This is a genomic window from Salinibacterium sp. G-O1, assembly GCF_030063305.1.
Classification (GTDB): Bacteria; Actinomycetota; Actinomycetes; order Actinomycetales; family Microbacteriaceae; genus Rhodoglobus.
Map to the genome: position 1 here is coordinate 15,544 of NZ_JASISV010000001.1, position 23,147 is coordinate 38,690.

Consider the following 23,147-nt stretch of genomic DNA (forward strand, 5'->3'; position numbering starts at 1 on the left):
GAGGGGTGCCGAAAGGCGAATACTCTGTATTCTGTATACAGGCCGTAGTCGAATCATGCTACTCCAAGCGCGACCTAAACTTATGCTCACTACGCACACCCTCGGAGGGCCCCTTGGCAATCGAACGCAAAACGCTCCGCTCCCAAGTGCGCGACGAGCTTCTCGCCCGCATGCGCTCGGGTGAGGCCCAACCCGGTGAGGGGATCAACGAGGTTCAGCTCGCCTCAGAACTGGGCGTGAGCCGTACGCCACTGCGCGAGGCACTGATTGGACTTGAGAGCGAAGGTCAGATCACCAGCGAGAACGGCAAGGGTTTTCGCTTCGTCAAGCTGAGCGCGTCAGAGTTCGAGGAACTTGGGCCCATCATGGCGGCCCTGGAGAGCCTCGCAATCGAGCTGACTCCCGCTGATGTGATGAGAAGCATTGGGCGTGAGCTGAAGGTGCTGGCAGACGACTTCAGTCAAAACATCGCCGAGCACGGCGTCATCGCCCAGCGAGATGATGAATGGCACAGCGTCATGCTCAGCGAGTGCCCCAATGCGCGTCTCCTCGAGACGATCGAAGGGGTGCGCGCCCTGTTCCACCGGTATGAGTCACTGCTCGTCCCCAATGAGGTCATGGTCGATCGCGTGGCTGCCGAACACCTGGAGATCGCCGATGCTCTCATTGCCGGAGACATCCCGCTCGCCCAGAAGGCGCTGAAGGCCAACTGGATCAATGGCGCGCGGCGAATCCTTGCGAACGCCACCAGCGAGCACATCGCACTCCAGGAGCGCAGCTAACCCTTGACGGCCCCGCCCAGCAGACCCGCGATGAACTGGCGCTGGAAGATCAGAAACAGTATGAGCAAGGGCAGGGTTGCCAGTAGTGAGCCGAGCATGAGCCCGGAGTAGTCCACCCGCGACAAACCGATCATCGTATTCAGTGCCACCGGCACCGTGTAGTTGTCTTCCGTATTGAGCATGAGCAGCGGCCAGATGAACGAGTTCCACTGCGTCATGAACGTGTAGATGATCAGGGCCGCGATCTGCGGCTTCGCCACAGGGAGCACGATGCGATAGAAGGTGCGAAATTCGTTGGCGCCGTCAATCCGCGCGGACTCGATGAGCGAATCCGGAAAGTCCAGAAACGATTGCCGCATGAGGAAAATCCCGAAGGCACTCGCGACAAACGGCAAAATGACGGCCTGGTAGCTGTCGATCCACCCGATGCTCGCCATCATCTGGAACAACGGGACCAACAGCACCTGCATCGGGATCATCATCGTGACCAGGATGAGACCGAAGGCAACGTTGCGCCCTCGAAATGAAAATTTCGCCAGTCCATAGCCGGCCATGATGCTCACGATCGAGCTGAACGCCGTGTAAACGATGGCCACGGCAAGACTGTTGATCATCACTCGCCCAAAATTGACGTCCTCCTGCAGTCTGGCCAGGTTGGTCAGCAACTCGCCACCCGGCAGCACGGGTAGAGGCGTGCCGAACAGGTCGGATGTGCGATGGGTTGACGCGACGACCATCCAGAGGAACGGGATGAGGCTGATGATCGAGCCGACGAGCAGCACAAGGTAGATCGGCGCGTGCCGAAGCGAAGCGCCCAGCCTCGTCGCATCCTGTGAACGTGTCATGGTTTCTCCCTCGTGAGTCTGAATTGGACGAAGGCGATCACGGCAGTCAGCGCCACGATCATCCACCCAATGGCGGACGCGTAGCCGAAGTCGAACTGGCGGAAGCCGACCTTGTAGAGGTAGAGCACGGGCGTGAGGGTCGCGTCGCTGGGCCCACCCCCGGTGAGAATGAAGTTCTCGTCGAACAGCTGAAGTGCGCCAATCGTCGAGGTAATGCTCGTGAAAAGAAGCACGGGGCGCAGTTGTGGGATGACGATTCTGAAAAAGATGGCCCTCCGCCCTGCGCCGTCGAGTCGCGCGGCCTCGTACAACTCCTCTGGGATGGCCTGAAGGCCGGCGAGAATGATGACCATGTTGTAGCCGGTCCACCGCCAGGTGATTGACGCGATGAGGGCAACGCGCGCCCAGGTCTCATTGTTGAGCCAATCGACCGGAGCAATACCCAGCAGACCGATCAGCTGGTTCACGGCCCCGCCGTCGGTGGCCAGCATCACCCGGAACACCACCGAATACGCCACAAGGGTCGTCACCGCGGGGAGGAAGTGCAGCACACGGAAGCCGCCCCTGAACCTCAGCCAGCTTTGGTTGAGCAGGTACGCGAGCACCACCGCCAGGCTCATCATGAGGGGCACCTGAACGACGAGCAATATTCCGGCGTTGAAGAGACTCTTGCCGATGAGGGGATCGAGGAAGAGGCGCGCGTACTGGTCGAGACCGACGAAAACCGTTTCGCCTCCGACGGTTTTCGTCATGCTCTGCCAGAACGACGATGCCAGTGGATAGGCGAAAAAGATGGCGAAGAGGGCGAGGGCGGGGAGGGCGAAGTAGAGCCCAGGGCGCTGCAGCTTATGGCCGAGCGCCCTGGGGTTCCTCCGTGCAGCTCCCGCAGGTGACAGTGTCACCCGGGATGGGAGCGACACGTCAGTTCGCGATTTTTCGACCGGTCGCGTTGGCGATCTGGTTCGCGACATCATCGAGGGTCTTCTGGGGATCGGCGCCGTTGATCACCGAGGCGACGACCGCATTGGCCACCATGTCCTGGGCTTTCGCGTTGTCGCTCGTGTAGCTGATCGACGGTATTTTCGCCGTTTCGGTGGCAAACAGCTCGTAAACCTTCTCGCCGGAGAAGTAGGGGTCTGGCTGCTGGAAATAGGGGTCGGCAAGCGCGGGCAGGTACGAGGGGAATAACCCTTCTGTCTTCATCATCGAGACCTGGTTCGTGGTGTCGGCCAGTGTCCACGCTACGAACGACGCGGCAAGGTTCGGGTTCTTCGCCTGCGACGGAATGGCGAGGCCCGATCCCCCGTTGTTCGACGTGCGGGCACCGCTCGCGGTAAATCCGGGGAGCTCGGTCACGCCGAACTTCTGCGCCAGTTCCGGCATCTCACCGGTGAGTGTTCCGGTCCACCAGACCGCTTCGGGGTGCACGGCGGAGTCGCCATCCTTCGTCGCGGTGACGCGACCATCCCATCCCTTGACGTTTTTGATGAGTCCCTTGTCGTTCATCCCCTTGAGCAGGGTCAGCGCCTTCACCGCCCGGGGCGACGAGACGGTGATCTCACCGTCCGAGTTGAAGAGCCCCTCCCCCTGCTGCTGAAGCATCATCGAGAATGTTGCGCCCGACGACACATCGATCGACATGAGGGTGTGACCCGTCGTCGACTTGATCTTCTCGCCAGCGACCACCAGATCGTCCCACGTGCTCAGACTCGCGGGGTCGATCCCGGCTGCGGCCAGGTAGTCGGACCTGTAAAACAGTCCGACAGTTCCGGAATCCCAGGGGGCGACGAGGATCTGGCCATCGCCGTTTGATGAGGCGGACCACTTCGAGGGATCGAAGTCGGCCTGCTTATCCCCAATCACCGGCGTGAGGTCAGCGAATCCTTTCGGGAATTCGGTGATGTAGCCGGGAGCGCGATCGGTTTCGATGGAGACGATGTCGGGGAGGCCGCTTCCCGCCTTGAATCCCACCGACAGCTTGTCGTACGCGTTGTCGTATCCAACGTCCACGACCGTGATCTTCGTGCCGGGGTGGCTCGATTCGTACTCAGATCCGAGTCGCTTCAATGCTGTTGCAGCGACATCCCACGACCAGACTGTGATCTCGCCAGATACGTCAGCCTGTGGATCGATGGGCGCCGCCGGCGCGCCAGCCGACCCGCCCGCACAACCTGCGAGCAGCGCCGCTATAGCCATCGCGGCAATCGGCACGGGCAATTTTCTGGATGGCAAGGTGACTCCTTCGTCTGTGTGCTCAGAATATTGTATACAGTACACGGACGGCAGAATGACGTCAATGTGGTCCTACGCCTGTCGGATAGCGAGGAGTCAGGGCGAGAGAGTCACGGCGAGATCGATGAACAGCGCGGCGCTCCAGCCGAACGACGTCGTCGCGGTGTGAGCCTTGTGGCCGGTGCTGGGGTTGAAGTATTCGCTCGGGCCTCGACCGTGGATGACCAGGGCTACGGTCTGCTCGGCGAGCCGGGTCGCCTCTGCGGGGTATCCGGATGACCGCAGCCCTTCCACCAGCAATGCGTTGATGTTCACCCACACCGGTCCGCGCCACATCCGCTCGTCAGAGAAGTCCGGGTCGTTCGCCGCAACGGTTGGCACCCCCCAGGTCGTTCCGAATTGAGCGGGGTCGCTCAGCGCTGCCACCAGAAGCTCTGCACGCACGGCCGGCAGCTCACCCGTCAGCAGGGGAAGAAGGCTGACCGCAGTGTACGACCGCACGATTCGCTCGCCGGCGTGGGGCAGGAATCGACCGGTGGCCGCGTCCCACATCGCCAGCAGTCCGGCCAGCGTCGCATCGGCCCGGCGGCCACATGCCTCAGCGCGCTCGGCGTTGCCCTGTTCGGTGAAGTGGCGCGCAAGTTCACGATCCTGAAGCACGAGGTACGCGCCGAGGTCTGGCGATGCCAGCGGGAACGGACCGTCAAAGATGGGACTGTCGTCGAGCCCGGATGAATATGGGTGGCCATACTCGGGCATGCCGTCGCCGTCCAGGTCTGAGTGCACGAACCACCAGTCCTGCGAGCGCGCGATGGTGTCCCAGGCGGCGTTCGCCCAGGATGCGACGGCGGTGCGATCCTGGGCAGGAGTCGACTCCAGCACCTTGCGAAGGGCCCAGCCCGCGAGCGGCGGCTTCGTGAGTGGAACCGGAGCGGCCGGGTCGGCGATGCTCGACCCGTGTGCGCGCAACACCTCGAGATCGTGTGGCGGCAGGTCGTCGCTGGATGCCAGCACACCCTCGTCGTGGACGACATCCGGCAGTTGACCCGTGGCGGTGGGGAATCGGAAGGCAATGTCGAGCTGCTCACGCGCCAGCTCCGGATCGCCGTGGCGAAGTCCAATCGCGATGAAGTACGCGTCCCACTGCCACAGGCCGACGTAGCCGATCTTGGAGGGGACGACGGCCCGTGCGCCATCCAGTCCGGGCAATTCGACGATGTTTGCGCCCAGGACCCACCAGCACAGAGCGGTCATCGGTTGGAGGTCTTCTCGAACCCGGGGGCAACGATCGAACCATTCAGCCCAGACCCTGGCGGTCGAACGCAGGTGGTCGTCGTGCTGGAATTCGCCTGCTTCGAGGATCGGTGAGATCGTGACGGACCCGTCGGATGCCGCCTGGAGCACGACCGAGGCCCCTGGGAGCAGAGGTATCGACCGCCGCGTTCGGTCGCGCAGCTCGAGGTGAACCTCAGCGCTCGCTCGGCCGTCAGCAGGGCCAGGCTTGCGCACTCCGATGCTGAGAGCGTCTGCTCCCGCGAAGGTCAGTGTGACCTGTCCGCCGCCGAACTCGATTCGGTGCGGAAGCACCCGCGTGATGTCGAGTGGTTCGCCATCCTTGTCGCACACGCTCAGGCGCTCGATGGCGATGCAGTCGGAGAGGCTGCGCTCGTACTCGGCGCGGCTCACTCGCAGCTCTCGCCCGCCTTCTGCCGGGGAATCCGGATGTCGCTGCACCAGTATTCGGGAACGCGGGAGGGTGAAGGGGGCCGCCACCAGGTCCAACTGACTGCTGACCATCTCGATGAGCGCATCGGTGTGCGCTCGGTGCCCCGCGCCGGCGGTGCCCATCATCTGCCGCCCAGTCCGGACGCGGCCATGCTGCTGATGATGCGACGCTGTCCGATGACGAAAGCGACCAGCATCGGAATGGTGGACACGGCCGAGGCGGCCATCACCAACCCATAGTTGATGGAGCCGAACTGCCCGCGGAACGATGAGAGCAGTAGCGGAACCGTGAACAGGTCGGGCGTGTTCAGGAGCACCAGTGGGAACAGGAAGGCATTCCACACATCGAGGGCCACGATGATGCTCAGTGCGCCAAGCCCCGGGCGCAGGTTTGGAAGGATGACGCTCCAGAACGTCCGCCAGCGCCCGGCTCCATCGACCAGCGCCGCTTCCTCCAGTTCCTTGGGCAGCGACAGCACGAACTGTCGCATCAGGAAGACGGCGAAAGGATTCACCATCATGGCAGGGACGATCAGGGAGAGGTGTGAATCAACCCAGCCGAGGCTGCTCATGAGCAGGTAAAACGGAATCAGTGTGACCTGCTTGGGAATCATCTGTGTCGCCAGGAACAAGATGAACAGGAACCGGCTGCCCCGGAACTTGATCCGCGCAAAGGCATAGCCGGCCATCGATGCCGTCAGCAGGGTGCCGACCACGGCCAGAACCGTGATGTAGACGCTGTTCATGTACGCCTGGGCAAACGGCGCCGCATTCCAGGCATCGATGTAGTTGTTGAGCGTCCAGGGGTTCGGCCAGAAACTGAGCGGGTCCTGCAGTAACTGCGGGAGCGTCTTCAGTGAGGTCAGCAGCATCCAGATGAACGGGAACACCATCGCGAGAGCCGCGACCCCCAGTGCCGTGTGGATCAGCAACGTGCGTGTGCGCTGGGTGAGAGTCATTCGGCACCATCCTCGTAGTGAACGACCTTCTTTTGCACGCCGAACTGGATGAACGTGATGACGAGAGTCAGCAGCAGCAGGATGACCGCCGCCGCGCTCGATGGGCCGAATTCGAAGCGACCGAAGCCGAGATCGTAGATGTGGTAAACGATGGTGCGCGTGGCGTTGTCCGGGCCAGCGTTTGCCGTGAGCACGAACACAACGTCGAAAGTCTGCAGCGAGCTGATGAACGCAATCACGGACGAGAAGAAGATGATGGGCGAGAGCAGCGGCAGCCGAATGCTCCAGAAAATACCGAGGGCGCCCGCGCCATCGAGTTTCGCGGCCTCAATCACGGAGGGTGAAATGTTTTGCAGACCCGCGAGAAAGATGATGACGTTCAGTCCCATCGACGCCCAGATGGAAACAATGCACACCGAGATGAGGGCGAGACCCGGATCGCCGAGCCAGTCGGGCGGTGCGATTCCGAAGATTTTCGAGATGCTCGAACTGAGCACGCCGTCCGCCCGCAGCATCTGCTGCCAGATCATCGCAACCGCAACCGTGCTGGTGACCACGGGAGCGAAGAACAGCACCAGGTAGAGGGTGCGGGTCTTCAGCTTCTCCAACGCCACGGCAATGACCACCGAGAACCCGAGCCCGATCGGCACGGTGATGGCGGCGATGAGCAGAGTGTTCAGGATGCTGCGCAGCAGCAGCGGATCCTGAAGCTGGGAAATGAAGTTGTCGAATCCCACCCAGGTGAGTTCGGACAAGCCATCCCACGACGCGAAGGCGAGCACCATGCTGCCCAGGAAGGGGACGAGCACGAAGATGGCCATCCCGATCAGCTGTGGGCCGACGAAAACGTAGCCCCAACGTCGGTCACGCCGGCGCCAGCCGGACTCCTTGCGGGGTCCGGCTGGCGGCGGGGATGCGAGTCGTGGCTGCTCAACGAGTGAGCTGGGCACGATAGTCATCCGATCGTGCTAGCTGCGCGACTTGCTGATGATGAGATCGGCGACCTCATCGAGCGCGGTCTGCGCATCGTCGTTGCCCTGGTACAGCTTGAGCATCAGGTCGCTGACGTCACCAGACAGTCCCGGAACCCTGGCTTCCTCCGGCGGCGCCGCGAAGCCAATGTCCCTCATGTCGAGGAAGGTCTGGGCGTGGGCGGGGTAGCCGTCCTCGAGCACAACGTCATCCGCTCCCTTGATCGACGGAACGGCGTTTCCGCCGCCGGAGAGTCGGAAGGTCTGGCCCTCGGCGCTCAGGAATTCGGTCCAGAAGGTGAACGCGGCATCCTTCGCCTTGGTGCCTGCGTTGATGGCGAGGTACGACGCGGCGACTCCGGTGGGAGCTGGAGTTCCGCTCGGCGTGGGCCACGCCACAATGTCGTAGTCGTCCTGCACTCCGGCCGAGGTGACGGTGCCGATCGTGTAGCGGCCCTGCGAGAAGAAGCCAGCCTTGTGGGTGACGAAGACGCTGTCGGCGCCCGCTCCTTCGGGCAGGGTGTCTGCGACAACGAATGTGCCGTCCTGGAAGTTTCTTGCCATGACATCCATCGCCTCGACGCTCGTCACGTCAGTGTTGGCGTCGAACGTTCCCGACGTGTCAAAGGCGGAGCCGCCCTGCGCCGAGATCCAGCTGTAGTGGGTTGCCCAGTAGTTCCAGAACATCGAGCCTGTCAGCCCCGCCTGCTTGAGGGCAGTGTTCATCTCGAGGTACTTCGCGGTGGTCCATTCGCCGGCCGCGGCGAGGGTTGCGGGGTCTTCGGTAATTCCTGCAGCCTGCAGCGCGGCCTTGTCGTACCAGAGCACGTCGGGGTTCGCATCGTTGGGGGCGGCGTAGATGTCGTCGTCGGTCTGGGCGGCACCGAACAGACCGGGGAAGAAGTCATCAGGCTTGGTCTGGCTCTCACCGGATTCCATGAGAGCTGTCAGGGGCATGAGTCGATTGGATGCCACGAACTGGCCGATCTTGTCATCCCCCACATAGAACACGTCGGGGGCGGTGTTCGAGGTGAGCTGGGCGAGCAGTTTCGAGTGGTAGTCGCTGTAGGAGGCGACGGGCTGCAGCTTCACCGAGATGTCCGGGTGCCGCTTCATGAATTCCTGGTTGAAATCCTCAAAACGCGTTAGCTCTTCCGGGGTGCCCCAGGTGGACCAAACAACGGTATTCGGGTCGGATGCGGACGATGTGCCGCTGCACGCGGCCAGTGAGACCGCGATGGCGGTGGCGGACAGGACGGCGATGAGGCGTCTCGACGATGAGATGCGCATGCTGGAACCTCTTTCGGTGATCAGAAGATAGATTGTATTCTGTATACATCATTCACTTCTGTCAAGAGGAAAGTGCGCTGGATTCCCTGCTCGAGCCTGCTTAGGGCACAGTCGTCAGTTTTATGGCGCACCGAGAGAGCGCACGACACCAGTGGATCGTGCGGCGATCCCTCGCTACTCGACCCGCAGGCCAGCCATTTCCGGGTCCGGGTTGCCGAAGCGGTGAGCCGTGATGCTGATCGCCTGCTCGTGCAGGAACGGCAGCATCTCGATGCGGCCAGATGTCGTCACCGGGCCGCTCCAGACGGCGATATCCACGCTGCCGTTGAGTGCTTCGGCGAGCGCCAGTGGGTCGCCGCCGATGAGGCGCACCCGCGACGCGTCGAGCGTGCGCACCCTGTTCAGCCATGACTCGTCGGACTCGACGGTGTGCTCGCTGACCAGCACGGGTCCGAGGTTGCCACCGAGGGTGTCCCCGAATGTCTGCACGAGCGCGGTGGGCAACGGGATTGCCGAGCTGATATCCACGGCGGATCCAGCGCGGCTGGCCGCGGCGAGCAACCGCACGAGGTGCCCGAGCGGCTCACCCTCGCTCAGGCGGATCGTGACGGGCACCGGGCGGTAGCGGAACACGTTGCGTTCCACGCCGAGAGCCGAGACATCCCGCGCCACACCGTATTCGGCAGTCCAGGCGTTCTCATCGCTCTGGGCTGCGCGGCGAACCCGGTCGAACTCGGGGAAGTCGAGCCCAGACTGTGCCTTCTTGATGACGGATGCCACCTGCTCAGAGATCCCGGGAAGCATGATGTCGTTGCGGGGTTCGGCTTCGACAGCGCCCCACGTTCCGAGCGTGAGCAGGTAGTTCGGACCACCAGCCTTCGCCGACGTGCCGACGGTGGAACGCTTCCATCCGCCGAACGGCTGCCGACGCACGATCGCGCCCGTGGTGCCGCGGTTGACGTAGAGGTTGCCGGCCTCGACGGTGTCAAGCCATTTCTCCACCTCAGCCACATTGAGCGAATGGATGCCCGCCGTCAGCCCGTAGTCGACGGCGTTCTGCAGCGAGATCGCTTCGTCCAGCGTTGCCGCGGTCATGACACCGAGCACGGGGCCGAAGTATTCGGTGAGGTGGAACTCGCTCGCGGCGACGACGCCCGCGCGCACTCCCGGCGACCACAGCGAACCGGTCTCGTCGAGCTTCTTCGGCTGCACCAGCCAGTGCTCGCCCTCGGACAGGGTCGTCAGGGCGTGCAGAAGCTTGCCGTGCGCTGGCTCGACGATCGGGCCCATCTGGGTCGTGGGATCCTGCGGATATCCGACCCGCAGGGTGGTGACGGCGTCGACGAGCTGGCGGCGGAACCGCTCGCTCGAGCCCACGGATCCGACAAGAATCACCAGCGAAGCTGCCGAGCACTTCTGGCCGGCGTGGCCGAAGGCGCTCCTGACCACATCGGCGACGGCGAGGTCGAGGTCGGCGCTCGGGGTGACGATGATTGCGTTCTTGCCGCTGGTTTCGGCGACGAGCGGCAGGTCTGCCCGCCAGGAACGGAACAATTCGGCCGTCTCGTACCCTCCGGTCAGGATGACGCGGTCGACCGCAGGGTGCGACACCAACTGCTGGCCGAGTTCACGCTCCCCGACCTCGAGCAGCGTGAGCACGTCGCGGGGAACGCCAGCCTCCCACAGCGCCTCGACCATCACGGCTCCGCAGCGGCGGGCAAGCCCTGCGGGCTTGATGATGACGCCGCTGCCAGCCGCGAGCGCCGCCAACACGGAGCCCGCCGGAATCGCGACGGGGAAGTTCCACGGCGGCGTGACGACGGTCAGTCGCGGCGGCGTGTACGTGGCATCGGTGATCTCGTCCAGTTCGAGAGCGCGCTCGGCGTAGTAACGGGCGAAGTCGATGGCCTCGCTGACCTCGACGTCACCCTCAGCGACGGTCTTGCCGGCCTCGCTCGCCATGACCTCGATCAGGCGTCCGCGGTACGCCGCGAGCACATCCCCGGCATCACGAAGCACCTGGGCACGAGCGGCGGCGGGAAGCGACCCCCAGCGGGTTCCGGCTTTGACGGTGTCAGCTATGCGACGGTTGAGCACCTGCAGGTCGGTGACCCTGGCCTGATCAATGGATGCCACACCCAGCGTTGAGTGCGCGCTGCGCTCGAGCACCTCCCGTGCCCAGGCCCGGTTCGCGGCGATGGACGGGTCGGTGTCTGGTTCGTTGAAGAACCCGCGCCCCGTGGGCACCTCGAGGGTGTGTGCGCGGTCCTGGATGCGGTTCGAGCCGGGCACCGCGTCATCCATGTCGGCGAGGGAGGCGAGGAAGCGCTGCTCTTCGCGTGCGAACACCTCGGGGTTGTCAGCGAGCTCAAAGACGCCGGACATGAAGTTTTCCGAGCTCGCGTTCTCTTCGAGGCGGCGTACCAGGTAGCTGATCGCCGAATCGAACTCATGCGGGTGAACCACCGGCGTGTACAGGAGCAGGCCGCCGACGTCGCGCTTGACCGCATCGGCCTGCCCGGTGGCCATGCCGAGCAGCATCTCGAACTCGACCCTGCTGGCAACGTTGCGTTGCTTTGCGAGCAGCCACGCGTAGGCGACATCGAACAGGTTGTGCCCGGCGACCCCGATGCGAACGGCGTCGGTGCGCTCCGGAGTGAACGCCCAGTCCAGCACGCGCTTGTAGTTCGTGTCACTTTCCTGCTTCGACGACCAGGTCGCCACCGGCCAGCCGTGCACGGCCGCGTCAACGTGTTCCATCGCGAGGTTTGCGCCCTTGACGACGCGCACCTTGATGCCTGCGCCGCCCCGTTCGCGACGCGAGGTCGCCCACTCGGTCAATCCCTGAAGGGCGGCGAGGGCATCCGGCAGGTACGCCTGCAGCACGATGCCTGCCTCGAGGTTCTGCAGCTGGGGCTGATCGAGCAGCGTCTCGAAGACCGCGATGGTCAGGTCGAGGTCTTTGAACTCTTCCATGTCGAGGTTGATGAATTTGGCGGTGGGGGATGCCGCGGCGAGCTCGTACAGCGGGGTCAGCCGCTCGACGACCTCCGCCACCATCTCATCGAAGGCCCACATCGACAACTGGCTCGCCACGGACGAGACCTTGATCGACACGTAGTCGACGTCGTCGCGTTCCAGAAGCTCGCGGGTGCCCGCGAGGCGACGATTGGCCTCGTCGTCGCCGAGGACGGCCTCGCCGAGCAGGTTCAGGTTGAGCCGCACTCCCTGGCCCCGCAGCGACTCGAGCGTCTTCGTGAGCTTGTCGGGCGTCGCATCCACCACAAGGTGCGACACCATGCGGCGAAGCACCCAGCGTGAGATCGGCACGATCGGCCACGGTACGAGCGGCGCGAATCCGCCGCCGGCCACGATTGCTGCGCGCAGGTACCAGGGCAGGAACGACGGGATGGCGTGACTCAGCTTTTCGAGGTTGCGCCCCGCCACCCTGAGGTCATGCGGGCGCACCACTTTGTCGACGAATCCGATGGTGAAGGCGAGCCCATTCGGGTCTTTCAGCACTCCGGCAAGACGCTCGGCGCTGACGTCGGCCTGAACGGCGGAACTCTCGGTGAGCCAGCGGCGCACGGTCGCAATCGTCTCGTCCGCGAGGTCTGGGTGTGAGGTGCTCGCGTTGGAGTGCTCGAGTGACATGCTCATGAGGATATTCCTCCCGGGTGGATGCGGCTGGTGCATTCAGTGTGCTCTTTGCCGTATGGGTAGGAAAAGCGATGGTTAGTGCACAATATCCATTAGAAGAAATGAACGAATGGATGCCCCATGCTCGATGTGCGCCGTCTGCGCCTGCTGCGCGAGCTCAAGCTGCGGGGCACCATCGCTGCCGTCGCGGCTGCTCTCTCCTACACGCCGTCGTCCGTGTCGCAGCAGCTCGCGCTTTTGGAGACGGAGGCCGGGGTCGCCTTGCTCGAAAAATCGGGACGGCGGGTGCAGCTCACCCCCCAAGCCGAGTTGCTCGTTCGCCACACGACAATGCTGCTCGACCGGCTGGAGTTGATGGAGTCTGAACTCGACCAGTCACTGACCGATGTCACGGGTACCGTGCGGCTGGCGGTGTTCCAGTCGGCGGCGCTCGGCATCATCCCGCAGGCGCTCACCATGTTCAACGAGGAGTACCCGCAGCTGCGCGTGGAGGTGACCCAGCGCGAGCCCGAAAACGCCCTGTTCGAGACGTGGACGCGCGAGTTCGACCTTGTCATCGCCGAACAATACCCCGGCCATGCGGCCCCACATCAGGCCGATCTCGACAGGGTGAGCCTGTTTCGTGACGAGCTCAGGCTCGGTGTGCCCTCATCCTTCGACGGCACAACACTGTCGGATGCCAGCGCCAGCGCCTGGGTGATGGAACCGCGGGGTACGGCCTCACGGCACTGGGCCGAACAGCTGTGTCGGCAGGCGGGGTTTGAGCCGGATGTTCGCTTCGAGACGGCCGACCTGCAGGCGCAGATCCGGCTCATCGAGAGCGGCCACGCGGTCGCGGTGCTGCCCGGCCTGGTATGGGCCGGACGGGAGCCGAGCATCCGGCTACTCGCCCTCGATGGCGCGCCCCGCCGGACGATCTTCACGGCGGCGAGAGAGGCCAGCGCGAGCCGGCCCGCGGTCAAGGCATGCCGCGAGGTGCTCGCGCGCGCCGTCGAGTTTTCCTGACCTACCGCTTGCGACCGCCGATGTGTACGCTGTCAACTATGGCAACGTCATCCATTTTTGTGAACCTCCCCGTCGCTGATCTCGAGGCATCCACGGCGTTCTATACGGCCCTGGGCTATGCGGTGAATCCGCTGTTCAGCAACGAGAATGCCGCCTGCATCGTGATGTCAGAGCACATCTACGTGATGCTGCTCACGACCCCGTTCTTTCAGACATTCACCGACAAGTCGCTCATCGACGCGAAAACCAACATTCAGGTGCTGAACGCGATCGACGTCGAAAGCCGTGAGGCGGTCGACGAGTGGGCGGAGAAGGCGTTGGCAGCGGGCGGCTCAGAGGCTAAGCCGGCGCGGGACCTGGGCTTCATGTATTCGCGCGATATCGAGGATCCCGACGGCCACATCTGGGAAGCCTTCTGGATGGATCCGGCCGCCTCCGAAAACGGCCCGCCCGCGTCCTAGCTGGGCCGGATACCGGTGCCGCCGGCGATCGAGTACGACCACAGTTCGCTGCTCACTCCGACGTGCGCCGGCCGCTCGGCGGCGCTCTCACCCGAGCGCTGGGCCTCGCTGCGGTGCCCATGGCCGAACGCGGGCGAATTCACCCAGGCCTGGAAGAATTCTTCGTCCGCCCACCGCGTGATGACCAGCCAGGTGTTGCGCTCGTCCGTCGGCTGCAACAGCTCGAACCCCTCGAAACCAGCCTGGCCATCCACCGCTCCCGCGCGAGCCGCAAAGCGCTTCGCGAGTTCATCTCCGCTATCTGCGGCGACGGTGATGGCATTGATCTTGATGACGGTCATGGGCTTCTTCCTGACGGGGACGGGGCAATGCACATCCTGCCAGTGCCGGCTGGCAGCGAGCCGGGCATGATTGAGCCATGGAGCGCATCATTTCTGACCAGGAACGCGAGCTGTGGCGCAGCTTCTTTGTGATGCGCCGCCAGCTTGAGCTCACCCTCGAACGGCGGCTGAGTGCCGATGCCGGCATTTCGAGCGCAGACTTCGAGATTCTCGTTTCGCTCAGCGAGGGTCCAGCGGAGGGCCTGCGCGCCGGCCACATCGGCGACATCATCGGCTGGGAGAAGAGCCGGGTTTCGCACCAGATCACGCGCATGGAGCAGCGCGGACTCGTCAGACGCGAGGAGTGCGGCGATGACGCTCGAGGAGTGTGGATCATGCTCACCGCCGAGGGCAGCAGTGCGGTGCGCGCTGCCTCTGGCGACCACAGCCAGGCGCTGCGGGAGCACTTCTTCGACGTGCTCGATGACGACGAGAAGCGAGCGCTCGGCATCATTTCCGGCAAGCTTCTCGGCGCCATGAACCCGAGCATCTGCGAAGATCAGCGCGCTGATGCCTGACGCGCGCGACGTCGTGATCGTCGGCGGTGGACACAACGGCCTCGCCGCCGCCGCGTACCTGGCCCTCGCCGGCAAGCGCGTCACGGTGCTCGAGCGCCTGCCGAACGTGGGTGGCGCCGCGGTGTCGGCATCGGCGTTCGATGGGGTGGATGCCCGGCTGTCGCGATACTCCTACCTCGTGTCGCTTCTGCCCGAGCGGATCATCCGCGATCTCGGCCTCTCGATCACCTTGGCCCGTCGCCGCTACTCCTCCTATACGCCGCAGCCGGGCGGCACGGGCGGTCTGCTCATCGACAACTTGGATGCCGCAGCCACAGCGGAGGCGTTGGGCAGCGATTCCGCGGCCTGGAACACCTTCTACTCGGGTACCGCGACGCTGGCGCGAGCCCTCTTTCCGACGGTGACGGAGCCGCTGCTCACCCGCTCTGAGGCCCGCTCAGCCGTGGGGGACGCGGCCATCTGGTCGTCGCTCATCGACGACCCGATCGGCTCGACCATCGCGGATACCTTTGGCGATGATCTGGTGCGCGGCGTTGTGCTCACCGACGCGCTGATCGGCACCCTCGCCCCGAACATCGACGAATCCCTGGCCGCGAACCGGTGCTTCGCGTACCACGTGATCGGCGGGGGAACCGGCGACTGGGACGTTCCCGTCGGCGGCATGGGGGCTGTCACCGGCGAGCTGGCGCGGGCTGCCCGCACCGCGGGGGCCGAGATCATCACGGATGCGACTGTCACCGCCATCTCGCCCGACGGCGAGGTGACCTACGTGCGTAACGACGCCGAGATCACCATCGGGGCCACCTGGGTACTGGCGAACGTCGCGCCGTTTCAGCTGCAGAAGCTGATGGGGGAGTCGCCAGAGAGTCGGCCGGAGGGTGCCCAGGTGAAGGTCAACCTGCTGGTCTCGCGCCTGCCCAAACTCCGTGACTCACGCGTGGATCCCGCGGCAGCCTTCGGCGGAACCTTCCACATCAATGAGACGTGGTCGCAACTCGATTCGGCGTTCTCTGCCGCGAGCGCCGGGGCTATCCCCACCCCGCTGCCGTGCGAGATTTACTGTCACTCGCTCACCGATCCGAGCATCCTGTCGCCAGAGTTGCAGTCTTCGGGCGCGCAAACGCTCACGGTGTTCGGCCTGCACACCCCCGACCGGCTGGTCACGGAGTCCAACAACGACTCGATGCGCGAGGCGTTGCAGCGTGCGGCGATCGATTCGCTCAACTCGGTGTTGGCCGAGCCCATTGACGACCTCTTGCTGGTGGATGCCGCGGGCAACCCGACCATCGAGACGAAGACCACCCTCGACCTGCAGCATGCGCTGCACCTTCCCGGCGGCAACATCTTTCACGGCCCGCTGTCGTGGCCGTTCGCCGAGGATGATGCCGAGCTCGCGACTCCGGCTCAGCGGTGGGGTGTGGCGACGGCTCACCCGCGCATCCTGCTGTGCGGTGCCGGAGCCCAACGTGGAGGGGGCGTGAGTGCGATCGGCGGCCACAATGCGGCTATGGCCGTGCTCGAGTCATCCTGAGTCGGTTCAGCTTGCGCCGCGTCAGACCCACTCGCTCGGGGCGGGACCGCGTGTGGGGGGCAGGGCGATGTTCTCGCTCCAGTGGGCGATCCACTGCTGCGGCGGCATGGCGGTCACGTCGACCCCGGCGAGCGCTGCGAGCTCATCCATGCTGACCGTGCCTCCGCTCTTTTTCAGGAATCGCGCCCTCGTCGTTGCGCTCGCGAAGATTTCACCGTCGACGACGAATCGCTGCTCGACATAGGTTGCTTTGGCGTCGTAGCCGACGATTTTCGACTCGAGTTCGAATTTCTGCCACGGCTGCAGTGACTTGCGAAAAGTCATGGTCTCGTTGGCCATCACCGGGTAGTAGCCTTTCGCGCGCATCTTCGGCCAGAGCCCGGAGCGGATCATCAGGTCCATGCGTCCGAGGTCCATGATCGAGAAGTACACGCCGTTGTTCATGTGCCCGAGCACGTCGAGATCTGTTGGCAGCACGCGCATGGTCACCCGCCCCACGTCATGCACGCCGAGCGCCGAGCGGCCGCGACTGCGGTACATCTGGAAGAGGGTCCTGAAGAACATGTGCACGCTTTCACGCTAACTCACCGTTGCTCACCCCCAGCGCAGCGCTGCGCCTGCGAGCGGGCGATGCTCTCCGAGACGACGGTGCGGCTGCCCTCCAGTTGCAGGCGGCTCCAATGGATGACGGCCGGCCCGCACGGGTCACTGCCGAGCCGCGATGAACCGTACGGCACCAGCACGTGCACGGGTCTCTCGGGTCGATGGTGCCCTTCGTAGTAGTCGACCGCGCTCACACACGCGAGCCTGCCCCCGACTCGCAGTGCCTTCAGCACCTGCAGCGGAGTGTCAATCGAGGCGTAATGCCCGCGGCGCACCCTCAGGATCTGGCGGTAATACAGCCCCATGTCGACCATTTCGGGCCAGCAACCCGCGGCGATCAGTTCGGCGCGTGAGGCGTAGCCTCCCAGCCGCTCGAGCGCTTCGCTTGCCTTCATGGGTCAATGGTCGTAGATCGCCACCTCTCCCGCCTCGCCGCTGGGGTTTCGGTGTAAAACCAAGCCGTGCCGGGGCTGTGGAGGAACATTCGGAGCCCGACCAACCCATCCCCTCCGCCCCTCTGGCAGCTCAGCACATTCCGCCCACGGCGCACCTAATGTGCTGAGTTACCAGAACGTTTTCACGAAGGCGCGCAGGCCGCACAGATGACGGCTCCGCCAGCGCCGTGAGCGCGCCATGAACGAATGCATGGCGCCCGAGTCAGTGCCCTCGGTGGTCCTGAATGGTCATTCTGGGGCCGAAGCGCGGTTTGACGAATCCGCTGACCTCGATCAGTCGCATGATGCGCTGGCGGTGGCCAGCCCAGGGAGAGAGCAGCTCGAGCATGCCGTCGTCGTCAACGGGCTTGCCGATCAGCGCCCAGCCGACGACCGCCGGCAGGTGATAGTCGCCGACGCTCGGCGAATCCGCATCGCCGTGAGCACGCTGGGTGGTCTCCGCCGCCGTCCATACCCCGATCCCCGAGATGCTGCGCAGCTTCTTCGCCACCGCAGCACCGTCCCGACCGTGATCGATGGTGCGCTCGAGGGAGGCAGCGACGACGGCAGCCCGGATCGCCGTGGCCGACCGCTCAGGCCCGACACCGGCGCGATGCCACTCCCACGACGGCACCCGCCGCCAGGTCTCGGCCGCCGGGAACACCATCATCCCGTCGGGCGCGGGGCCGGGAGCCGCCTCGCCGTACTTCGTGATCAGCACCCGCCACGAGTGCCGCGCCTCCTTGCTCGTAACCTTCTGCTCGAAAATCGCGGCAAGCAGCATCTCGAACACCTGTCGGGTGCGCAGCAGCCGCAAACCCGGGTTGCGACGCAGGGAATCGGCGAGAAGGACGCTGGTCGAGACATCCAGACCATTCCAGTCGTCACCCCTACCCAAAAGCTCCGGCACCCCATCGATTGCCCACTCGGCGCCTGCGCCCCAGGCTGCGACACCGATGCCGTGCTGCTCCCGCCGCAGGTGCATCGTCGCGGGGCCGTGCGGCGTGCGGAGGGTTCTCCAGAAACCGGATGCATCAACCCGCAGGGTGGGATCGAACCTGCCACGGCTCAGAGGTCGCAGCGTCTGTGACAGGTCGACCGGAAGATCGGGCGCGTACAAGGTCGTGATGGTCACGAGACGACCCTACGTCTGCCCACCGATATGAGCCGCGTACCCTTGAACGGTGGCCGTCCCGAAAATCCTTCTCTTCTACATCTTCACGCCGCTGGCCGATCCAGAGGCAGTGCGGCTGTGGCAGCGCGACCTGTGCGAATCGCTGGGGTTGGGCGGGCGGATCATCCTGTCGAAGGACGGCATCAACGGCACCGTCGGCGGCGAGCTGAAAGCGGTCAAGAAGTACATCCGCAAGACTCGCGAATACGCTCCATTCCACGGCATCGACTTCAAATGGAGCGAAGGTGCAGGAAACGACTTTCCCCGGTTGAGCGTTCGGGTGCGCGACGAGCTCGTGAGCTTCGGGGCGCCGGGCGAGTTGAAAGTCGACGACAACGGCGTCGTGGGCGGTGGCGCGAGGGTCAGCCCTGAACAACTACACGAGCTTGTTGCCGAGAAGAGTGTGACCTTCTTCGACGGTCGCAACGAGTTCGAGTCGAGGATCGGCAAGTTTCGCGACGCGATAGTGCCCGATGTCGCCAACACTCGCGAATTCGTGGCCGAACTTGAGAGCGGCAAATACGACCACCTTAAGGACGAGCCGATCGTGACCTACTGCACCGGCGGCATCCGATGCGAAGTGCTGTCGTCGCTGATGATCAACCGCGGCTTCCGGGAGGTCTACCAGCTCGAAGGTGGCATCGCCACCTACGGCGACGCCTTCAGGGACGACGGGCTCTGGGACGGCTCGCTCTACGTTTTCGACAACCGGATGGCCGTCGACTTCAGCCCGGACACCGTCGTCATCGGGCGGTGCGTGGCCTGCGGCGACGCGACAAACAGAATGCAGAACTGCAACGAGCTCTCCTGTCGGGAGCAATTCGTCGTGTGCGCCACGTGCGGCGAATCACCGGTGCACTGCGAGCAACACTCCCTCTTAACGCAGTAACGCCCCGGCGTAAACCGGGGCGCCGCTGGTGTTCGTTAGTAGGTGGTGCAGGAAGCCGCTCCGTTGGAGCAGGCCGCCGCGATGGCTGCGGCAAACGCGATGCCACCGATGATCGACAGCGCGATCATGACGAAGCCGATCACGATGGCAATCGTTGCTGGCGTGTTCTTCTGGCCGGCCGTCTTCGACTGGCTCTTGGCCACGAAGCCCAGAATGATGCCGATGACGGAGAAGAAGATAGCGACCGGGATGGCGACGATTCCGAGGGTCTTGCCCGGGAAGGTGTCGGGGGCTGCTGCGTATGCGGGTGGCGGGGTAGTCATGATGCACTCCTCAGGTGAGAATAAATTGAACAAATCTTTCAGTGGCCCGACTATAGCGGCGTGAGCGCCTTCGGAGCGATGGATAGAGGTACCCGGCGCGCTGTGTCGCCGCGGATGCACCATGATTGACTCCATGAAGATCGGAATCCTCACCAGTGGGGGCGACTGCCCCGGCCTGAATGCTGTCATCCGCGGTGCCGTCCTTAAGGGCACGCAAATCTACAACCGCGAGTTCGTAGGCTTCCGCGACGGCTGGCGCGGCGTCGTCGACGGCGACATCATGCCCCTGGAACGCAAAGACATCCAGGGCATCGGCAAGCAGGGTGGAACGATCCTCGGAACCTCGCGCACCAACCCCTTCGAGGGTGACGGCGGGCCTGAGCGTATTCGCGAGAACATGGAGCGCCTCGGCATCGATTCGCTCATCGCGATCGGCGGAGAAGGCACTCTTGCAGCAGCCAAGAGGTTGACGGATGCCGGCATCAAGATCGTCGGCGTGCCCAAGACCGTCGACAACGACCTCTCGGCCACCGACTACACCTTCGGCTTCGACACGGCCACCCAGATCGCGACAGACGCGATGGACCGACTTCGCACCACCGGCGACTCCCACGGTCGCTGCATGGTCGCCGAGGTGATGGGCCGCCACGTCGGATGGATCGCCCTGCACTCCGGGATGGCTGCGGGAGCGCACGCGATCCTGATCCCAGAGCAGAAGACAAGCATCGAGCAGATCTGCGAGTGGGTGAAGTCCGTCATGGACCGCAAGCGCGCCCCCCTCGTGGTGGTTGCGGAGGGCTTCAAACTCGACACGATGGATGACGCGCACTCCGAACGCGGCCTCGACGCGTTTGGGCGGCCCCGCCTCGGCGGCATTGGCGACATCCTCTCGCAGGAGATCGAGGCCCGCCTGGGCATCGAAACGCGCTCCACCACCCTCGGACACATCCAGCGAGGTGGAACGCCAACCTCGTACGACCGCGTGCTGGCGACCCGCTACGGAATGGCCGCTGTCGACTCCGTGATCCACGGACGCTGGGGGCGAATGGTCTCGCTCAGTGGCACGACGATCACCCACGTCGCGTTCGAGGATGCGCTCGGCAAGCTCAACATGGTGCCCCAGTCGCGCTACGACGAGGCCGCAATCCTCTTCGGCTAATGCCATGAACGCACTCACGGTCGTCGGATCGATCTTCATCTTCATCGCAGCACTGATCCATCTGATGATCTTCTTCATGGAGAGTGTGCTGTGGTCGCGACCGGCGATCTGGAAGAGATTCGGACTGGCATCGCAGGAACATGCAGACATCGTGCGACCGATGGCCTTCAACCAGGGTTTCTACAACGTGTTCCTCGCGATCGGGGCGGGCGTTGGGCTCGTCCTGCTCGGTTCAGAGTCGCTCGGACAGGCCGGTCTCGCCCTGTCGATCTTCGCGGCAGCCAGCATGGTGCTCGCAGCAATCGTGCTTATCGCGTCTTCGCCCCGGCTCGCCCGGGCAGCAGTCATCCAGGGCCTTGCACCGCTGATCGGGATTGTCCTGCTGGTGCTGTCGATCGGGGTGCTGTAGCCGCCGCTATTCGACGCCGTCCGGAGTCGCGTGCTCGACGAGCGCGGCGATGAGCGATTCCGCAGACCTGTAGTCGGCAATCACGGACACGCGGAGCCCTGCTGCGCGCGCATCGAACGCGGTGCGCGGGCCAATGCAGGCGACGACCGTGTCCTCAGGGAGTGGAGCTAGTTGGGCTGCAATCTGGCGAGCAACCGATCCTGAGCTCACCAGAACCGCCTTGATGCGACCGGATGCTACGTCTGCGCGCACGGCGTCGGACGCCGGCACACCCACCGTGCGGTAGGCCGCCACGAACTGCACGTCGAGCCCGAGGGCACCGAGTCCGGTCACGAGGTTGGGCTCCGCAATGTCTGACTGGGGCACCAGAACGCGACCGCTGATCGCTGTCTTGGGCCACTCCTTCACCAGTCCACGCGCAGAATTATCGACAGCCGGCACGAAGTCGACCTGATAACCCGCGAGCGTGAGCGCCGCCGCGGTAGTTTCGCCGACCGCCGCAATGCGCGTTCCCGCCGGAATTTTTGCGCCCTGCCCTACGAAGACATCGACAGTCGTCGCGCTCGTGATGACCACCCAGTCGAACTGGCCGTCAGATAGCTCGTGTATCGCGTTGGCGAGGGCCGGGCCATCGTCGGCGCTCGCAAAATTGATCAGCGGTGCAACGATGGGAATCGCGCCCAGAGTTCTCAGGTCCGCCGCGACTCCGTCGCCCCATTTTCCGCCTCGGGGAACGAGCACACGCCAACCGCGCAGAGGCTTGGCTGTCATGGCACCATCATCCCCGACCTCGATGGCACATGCTAATCGAGGTCAGACGCCGTCAGTCGTCGTTACTGAGAATCGCCCATGCGACGACACCGACCGCCACCACAGCGGTGGCGATACCACCGATGATCCATGGCATCGGGTTGGCTTCGTAGGAGGTGCGCACCTTCTCGGTCAGTTCCTCGACGTGCTTGGGCACATTGAGCTTCTCTTCGATCGCGTCGAGGGTTGCCTCGAGTTCGGCCCTGGAGGCCTGGATGCGGCTTTCAACGTCACTCATGAGGTCACATTCTTTTCGGTTCCCTTGATGGTGCGGACATCTTTTTTGATGCTCTCAATGGTGTCGGTGGGGGCCGGTGGCACGCCCCTCTTCACCGAACGGATTCCGATCAGCGCCAGCACTGCAGCGATGATCAGAATGACCACACCGATGATGAGCGCAGCGAGCCAGGCCGGCAACACCGTCGCCAGGCCCAAAATGGCGGCCGCAATTAGCACCATAAGGGCGAAGAACGCGAAGGCGGCGGCCCCTGCGAGCAGACCAATGCCAATTCCCGCGTCTTTGAGCTTGCCGGAGATCTCGTTCTTCAACGACTCAATCTCGTCGCGGACGAGGTCGACCAGCAGGGTCGGGATGGCGCCAATGAGGGTGAAAAGCGAGCGCCTCGGAGTCTCGCCGCGTTCGCTGGACATCGCGGGCCTACTTCGGTGACGTCGACGAGCCGGTCGACGACGTCGAGGTCTTGGTCGACTGAGCGCCCGACACCTGGCGGACGACCCTCTTCGCGCCGTCGGCGATGAAGTCGGCTACGTCCGGAGCCTTGTCCTTGACGAAATCCTCGGCAGTGTTGACCTGCTTCTGCACCCGGGGGCTGTTCCAGAACTTGTCAGCAGTCTTGACGATCTTGTTGTAGCTCTCGCGACCGGCACGAGCGCCGAGTACATACCCGATGCCCATTCCGACGAGCAGCAGAATCTTGCCTTTCATACGTACACTCCATTTCTGTTGGCGGTACGAAATCTGAAAAC

The 23,147-nt window shown here is 64.1% G+C and carries 25 protein-coding genes; 8 read left to right on the forward strand and 17 right to left on the reverse strand.

Going from position 1 to position 23,147, the window contains the following annotated elements; genetic code table 11:
- Positions 1-113: 113 nt before the first annotated feature.
- Entirely contained in the window at positions 114-782 is a 669-nt protein-coding gene (locus QMG83_RS00070) for a GntR family transcriptional regulator (protein ID WP_283503333.1), read from the forward strand.
- On the opposite strand, the gene QMG83_RS00075 is transcribed toward QMG83_RS00070, so the two are convergent.
- The 8 genes from QMG83_RS00075 to QMG83_RS00110 form a co-directional block, all read right to left on the reverse strand.
- A complete protein-coding gene (locus QMG83_RS00075; RefSeq protein ID WP_283503334.1) occupies positions 779-1,627 on the reverse strand; it encodes a carbohydrate ABC transporter permease in 849 nt (282 codons plus the stop codon). The genes QMG83_RS00070 and QMG83_RS00075 overlap by 4 nt on opposite strands.
- Complete coding sequence (locus tag QMG83_RS00080; RefSeq protein ID WP_283503335.1) at positions 1,624-2,529, reverse strand: carbohydrate ABC transporter permease; 906 nt, start codon at positions 2,527-2,529, stop codon at positions 1,624-1,626. Before QMG83_RS00080 ends, QMG83_RS00075 begins: the two co-directional genes overlap by 4 nt.
- A gap of 19 nt (positions 2,530-2,548) precedes the next feature.
- Entirely contained in the window at positions 2,549-3,859 is a 1,311-nt protein-coding gene (locus QMG83_RS00085; protein ID WP_283503336.1) for an ABC transporter substrate-binding protein, read from the reverse strand.
- A 96-nt stretch (positions 3,860-3,955) separates the two neighbouring features.
- Positions 3,956-5,710, reverse strand: a complete 1,755-nt coding sequence (locus QMG83_RS00090) for an amylo-alpha-1,6-glucosidase (protein WP_283503337.1) — start codon at positions 5,708-5,710, stop codon at positions 3,956-3,958.
- Complete coding sequence (locus QMG83_RS00095) at positions 5,707-6,543, reverse strand: carbohydrate ABC transporter permease (protein ID WP_283503338.1); 837 nt, start codon at positions 6,541-6,543, stop codon at positions 5,707-5,709. Before QMG83_RS00095 ends, QMG83_RS00090 begins: the two co-directional genes overlap by 4 nt.
- The gene (locus QMG83_RS00100; protein ID WP_283503339.1) at positions 6,540-7,502 is read right to left on the reverse strand and encodes a carbohydrate ABC transporter permease; all 963 of its coding nucleotides are present in this window, start codon (positions 7,500-7,502) and stop codon (positions 6,540-6,542) included. Before QMG83_RS00100 ends, QMG83_RS00095 begins: the two co-directional genes overlap by 4 nt.
- A gap of 9 nt (positions 7,503-7,511) precedes the next feature.
- Positions 7,512-8,804 (reverse strand): ABC transporter substrate-binding protein, encoded by a 1,293-nt coding sequence (locus tag QMG83_RS00105; RefSeq protein WP_283503340.1) that lies wholly within the window; start codon positions 8,802-8,804, stop codon positions 7,512-7,514.
- Positions 8,805-8,978: 174 nt separating this feature from the next.
- Positions 8,979-12,464, reverse strand: coding sequence for a proline dehydrogenase family protein (locus QMG83_RS00110; protein ID WP_283503341.1), 3,486 nt, complete (start codon positions 12,462-12,464; stop codon positions 8,979-8,981).
- A 120-nt stretch (positions 12,465-12,584) separates the two neighbouring features.
- Here QMG83_RS00110 and QMG83_RS00115 point away from each other — a divergent pair, with 120 nt between their 5' ends.
- Both QMG83_RS00115 and QMG83_RS00120 read left to right on the forward strand, forming a co-directional pair.
- A complete protein-coding gene (locus QMG83_RS00115; protein ID WP_283503342.1) occupies positions 12,585-13,469 on the forward strand; it encodes a LysR substrate-binding domain-containing protein in 885 nt (294 codons plus the stop codon).
- A gap of 38 nt (positions 13,470-13,507) precedes the next feature.
- On the forward strand, positions 13,508-13,930 hold the full coding sequence (locus QMG83_RS00120) for a VOC family protein (protein WP_283503343.1): 423 nt from the start codon (positions 13,508-13,510) through the stop codon (positions 13,928-13,930).
- On the opposite strand, the gene QMG83_RS00125 is transcribed toward QMG83_RS00120, so the two are convergent.
- A complete protein-coding gene (locus QMG83_RS00125) occupies positions 13,927-14,271 on the reverse strand; it encodes an antibiotic biosynthesis monooxygenase family protein (RefSeq protein WP_283503344.1) in 345 nt (114 codons plus the stop codon). The two genes, QMG83_RS00120 and QMG83_RS00125, sit on opposite strands and share 4 nt — an antisense overlap.
- A gap of 77 nt (positions 14,272-14,348) precedes the next feature.
- Between QMG83_RS00125 and QMG83_RS00130 the strand changes: the two genes are divergently transcribed.
- Together QMG83_RS00130 and QMG83_RS00135 are read left to right on the forward strand one after the other, a co-directional pair.
- Positions 14,349-14,828 (forward strand): MarR family winged helix-turn-helix transcriptional regulator, encoded by a 480-nt coding sequence (locus tag QMG83_RS00130; RefSeq protein ID WP_283503345.1) that lies wholly within the window; start codon positions 14,349-14,351, stop codon positions 14,826-14,828.
- Complete coding sequence (locus QMG83_RS00135; protein ID WP_283503346.1) at positions 14,821-16,359, forward strand: phytoene desaturase family protein; 1,539 nt, start codon at positions 14,821-14,823, stop codon at positions 16,357-16,359. The genes QMG83_RS00130 and QMG83_RS00135 overlap by 8 nt, the downstream gene beginning before the upstream one ends.
- A gap of 21 nt (positions 16,360-16,380) precedes the next feature.
- Here QMG83_RS00135 and QMG83_RS00140 read toward each other — a convergent pair whose 3' ends face one another.
- The 3 genes from QMG83_RS00140 to QMG83_RS00150 form a co-directional block, all read right to left on the reverse strand.
- Positions 16,381-16,923 (reverse strand): acyl-CoA thioesterase, encoded by a 543-nt coding sequence (locus QMG83_RS00140; RefSeq protein ID WP_283504491.1) that lies wholly within the window; start codon positions 16,921-16,923, stop codon positions 16,381-16,383.
- Between the two features lie 20 nt (positions 16,924-16,943).
- Positions 16,944-17,357, reverse strand: coding sequence for a hypothetical protein (locus QMG83_RS00145; protein WP_283503347.1), 414 nt, complete (start codon positions 17,355-17,357; stop codon positions 16,944-16,946).
- A gap of 262 nt (positions 17,358-17,619) precedes the next feature.
- Positions 17,620-18,531, reverse strand: a complete 912-nt coding sequence (locus QMG83_RS00150) for a DNA-3-methyladenine glycosylase family protein (protein ID WP_283503348.1) — start codon at positions 18,529-18,531, stop codon at positions 17,620-17,622.
- Positions 18,532-18,580: 49 nt separating this feature from the next.
- On the opposite strand from QMG83_RS00150, the gene trhO reads away from it, so the two are divergent.
- On the forward strand, positions 18,581-19,459 hold the full coding sequence (gene trhO, locus QMG83_RS00155) for an oxygen-dependent tRNA uridine(34) hydroxylase TrhO (RefSeq protein WP_283503349.1): 879 nt from the start codon (positions 18,581-18,583) through the stop codon (positions 19,457-19,459).
- 35 nt (positions 19,460-19,494) lie between these two features.
- On the opposite strand, the gene QMG83_RS00160 is transcribed toward trhO, so the two are convergent.
- Positions 19,495-19,782, reverse strand: coding sequence for a DUF4190 domain-containing protein (locus QMG83_RS00160; RefSeq protein WP_283503350.1), 288 nt, complete (start codon positions 19,780-19,782; stop codon positions 19,495-19,497).
- Positions 19,783-19,915: 133 nt separating this feature from the next.
- On the opposite strand from QMG83_RS00160, the gene QMG83_RS00165 reads away from it, so the two are divergent.
- On the forward strand, positions 19,916-20,941 hold the full coding sequence (locus tag QMG83_RS00165; protein WP_283504492.1) for a 6-phosphofructokinase: 1,026 nt from the start codon (positions 19,916-19,918) through the stop codon (positions 20,939-20,941).
- 4 nt (positions 20,942-20,945) lie between these two features.
- Positions 20,946-21,350, forward strand: coding sequence for a DUF1304 domain-containing protein (locus QMG83_RS00170; RefSeq protein WP_283503351.1), 405 nt, complete (start codon positions 20,946-20,948; stop codon positions 21,348-21,350).
- A 6-nt stretch (positions 21,351-21,356) separates the two neighbouring features.
- Here the strand turns inward: QMG83_RS00170 and QMG83_RS00175 are convergent, their stop codons facing one another.
- From QMG83_RS00175 to QMG83_RS00190, 4 genes are read right to left on the reverse strand one after another with little or no spacing between them, the layout of a single operon-like run.
- Complete coding sequence (locus tag QMG83_RS00175) at positions 21,357-22,121, reverse strand: uroporphyrinogen-III synthase (RefSeq protein WP_283503352.1); 765 nt, start codon at positions 22,119-22,121, stop codon at positions 21,357-21,359.
- A 52-nt stretch (positions 22,122-22,173) separates the two neighbouring features.
- Positions 22,174-22,398 carry a DUF3618 domain-containing protein gene (locus QMG83_RS00180; protein WP_283503353.1) on the reverse strand — a complete coding sequence of 75 codons (225 nt, stop codon included), beginning with the start codon at positions 22,396-22,398 and terminating at the stop codon, positions 22,174-22,176.
- A complete protein-coding gene (locus QMG83_RS00185; RefSeq protein WP_283503354.1) occupies positions 22,395-22,811 on the reverse strand; it encodes a phage holin family protein in 417 nt (138 codons plus the stop codon). Before QMG83_RS00185 ends, QMG83_RS00180 begins: the two co-directional genes overlap by 4 nt.
- Positions 22,812-22,818: 7 nt before the next feature.
- On the reverse strand, positions 22,819-23,106 hold the full coding sequence (locus QMG83_RS00190) for a YtxH domain-containing protein (RefSeq protein ID WP_283503355.1): 288 nt from the start codon (positions 23,104-23,106) through the stop codon (positions 22,819-22,821).
- Positions 23,107-23,147: the final 41 nt, after the last annotated feature.